General features: G+C 55.2%; 2 protein-coding genes. Both read left to right on the forward strand.

The window, feature by feature from the left end; genetic code table 11:
• Nucleotides 1-207: 207 nt before the first annotated feature.
• The gene (locus P0D96_RS47715) at nucleotides 208-1,059 is read left to right on the forward strand and encodes a fumarylacetoacetate hydrolase family protein (protein WP_408321259.1); all 852 of its coding nucleotides are present in this window, start codon (nucleotides 208-210) and stop codon (nucleotides 1,057-1,059) included.
• A 216-nt stretch (nucleotides 1,060-1,275) separates the two neighbouring features.
• Nucleotides 1,276-1,995 carry an SDR family oxidoreductase gene (locus tag P0D96_RS47720; protein ID WP_408321261.1) on the forward strand — a complete coding sequence of 240 codons (720 nt, stop codon included), beginning with the start codon at nucleotides 1,276-1,278 and terminating at the stop codon, nucleotides 1,993-1,995.
• Nucleotides 1,996-2,689: the final 694 nt, after the last annotated feature.

A 2,689-nucleotide genomic window follows, 5' to 3' on the forward strand; every position in this document is an offset into this window, starting at 1 on the left:
TGAAAAAGCGGCAGCAGTGAATGAATTGCTGCTCCAGTTCCTGACGAAATAGAACGCGTAACCCATGCAGCGGTGTCGCGCTGAAGTGAAGATTCGCAGGGGCCCGACACCGCAGCCAGGAATGTCAATTTCGCTGAACTCTATGATCTTGACCTTGGTCTTCGCGCCGACAGGCACGTCATTGAATCACTACTTTCAGTAGAGGATATGAAGCTAGTACGCTTTGGTCATACAGGTGCTGAGAAGCCGGGTATCGTCGGGTCGGACGGGGTCGTCCGCGATCTGTCCGCACACGCCGCGGACATTGATCCACAACTGATCGGGTCAGGTTCGCTACAGGGCCTCGATTCAGACGAAATCGACGCCTTGCCGGCAGCGCCCGCTGGTTCCCGGCTTGGTTGTCCCGTCGGAAATATTGGAAAGGTGGTTGGAATCGGACTGAACTATCGCGAGCACGCGAAAGAGGCTGGCGCCGAGATCCCGAAGGAGCCAATTATCTTCGTCAAGGCGAATACGGCCATCACAGGTCCGTTCGATGACGTCATTCTTCCGGAAGACTCAACGAAATCCGACTGGGAGGTGGAACTCGGAGTTGTGGTAGGGCGCTGTGCGAGAAATGTTTCGGAAGCCGTGGCGCTCGATCATGTCTTTGGATACGTCATTGTGAATGACGTGTCGGAGCGCGAACATCAGCTTGAGCGAGGTGGCCAGTGGACAAAGGGCAAGAGTCATGACACGTTTTGCCCTATCGGGCCCTGGCTGGTAACTCGGGACGAAGTGGGCGATGAACAGGCGCTGGATCTGTGGTGCGACGTGAACGGTGAGCGAGTACAGCATAGCAATACAGCGGACATGATTTTCTCTGTCGCGCAATGTGTCAGCTATGTCAGCAAATTTATGACTCTGCATCCGGGCGACGTGATCACAACGGGAACGCCGCAGGGCGTTGGCCTGGGTTTCAATCCGCCGCGTTATCTTAATTGTGGATACACCATGCGCCTTGGCGTCGCCGGTCTCGGCGAGCAGTGCCAGTCGGTCAAGCGTTATGGGCACAGGTAAGACATCAACGACGTGCGCAGAGAAATGGCTTGGGATTCTGGAAGATCACCGTCGTCAGGTTGGAACCTTCGAGCCACTGACTCCGTAGATTCGAAGGCGGACTTCCGACGTGAAGAAAGTTTCTTTGATACTGCATTTGCTGGTCGTCTGGCCCACACTGACGGCAATGATTCAGGAAATAAGACTGACATTTTTTGTATTGTATTGGAGGAAACCATGTCGCTTAAAGATAAACGAATTGTAATACTCGGCGGATCGTCGGGACTCGGATTCGCTACGGCGAAAGCCGCGGCGGATGAAGGTGCACTCGTCGTCATTGCGTCTAGCAGTCAGGCGAAGATAGCAAAGGCAAAGGAGAACCTGCCGTCGAGTGCGGAGGGGCACGTGATCAACCTGTTGGATGAAGCCAGCATCAAGGCGTTCTTCGGAAAGATCGGAGCGTACGATCATCTGGTTTACACGGCAGGCGATCCCTTGCTGGTGGCTGATCAGAAGGATCTGAGCATCGAGGATGCGCAGAGATTTTTCGGAATCCGCTACTGGGGCGCCTTCCTGGCCACGAAGTACGGTGCGGGTCAAATTCGTGAAGGTGGCTCCATTGTCCTCTCCTCTGGGATGGCATCGCGTCGCCCCCGGAAGGGATTGTCGGTGGTTTCGAGCGTTTGTGGTGCGACTGAAGCGCTCGGGCGTGCGCTTTCAGTAGAACTCGCGCCTTTGCGGGTCAACGTGGTTTGCCCTGGAGTCGTCAAGACTGAACTTTGGGATAGCTTCCCCGAATCTGTCCGTGAGGCGACATTTCAACACGCAGAAGAGAACCTGCTTGTGAAACATGCAGCTGAACCACACGAAGTTGCTGAAGCCTATCTCTATCTGATGCGAGGCAGTTTTACGACGGGTCAGGTCGTAGTGTCCGATGGCGGGGTATCGGTGGCCTGATAGTTCACCGCCTGATATGCGGGAGCGAATACGTTGGTGCAATATTGGCGGAAATGCGACGGACGACCTTACGTGTGAGAGGGATCACTTCTCGACCCGACGCACCTGCCGCCAACGGCGTCTTGTATTCGGGCCGGCAGTTTCGGGCTGACTCCATTAGCTTTGCGGCGTGGTTCTTTACTGAATTCGCTCAGCGCATGTGCATGCTCGAGGAATTGATGCCTGCGCATCGCGTTGAATGCAGCTATGAAACGGGTGCGGAGCGTGGCGCGATGCCCGATGTGCCGGCGCAGGTTCGGCTAGACAGGCAGGCGACGTGGCTGCTCACGACTAACCTGCCCGGGAAACACGGCTGTGCTCCATGTGCACCGGTCGCTGACAAGGTCGGAAGTTATGCGGCCGCAATCAGTGATCTCGGGCTGAACGTGGAACACCGGGCCGCGTGGGACTAAACAACTGGTCAAAAAAATCGAGTCAGACAACGCAGGTACGCGAGAAAGTGATTCTTTGCTTCAAATCAACGTGTCATCCGAAATGATTTGCATCAGTCCTCAGCTAGGTGGAGAAGCCGGTTATGCGCTGACGGTACAACGAACGCGCAAATTCGATGCGGGGCCGGCTTGCCGCACAGATGGTGGATATTGATGTCCCAAGTTTTTGATGTTCTAAGTTTTCTTTTGCCCGGCCTTTACCA

The organism is Paraburkholderia sp. RL17-347-BIC-D, assembly GCF_046027915.1.
In the GTDB taxonomy this organism is placed as follows: domain Bacteria; phylum Pseudomonadota; class Gammaproteobacteria; order Burkholderiales; family Burkholderiaceae; genus Paraburkholderia.

Excerpts from the sequence above, each read along its gene's own strand:
- P0D96_RS47715 (WP_408321259.1), top strand. The coding sequence starts at position 208 with ATGAAGCTAGTACGCTTTGGTCATACAGGTGCTGAGAAGCCGGGTATC.
- P0D96_RS47720 (WP_408321261.1), top strand. The coding sequence starts at position 1,276 with ATGTCGCTTAAAGATAAACGAATTGTAATACTCGGCGGATCGTCGGGA.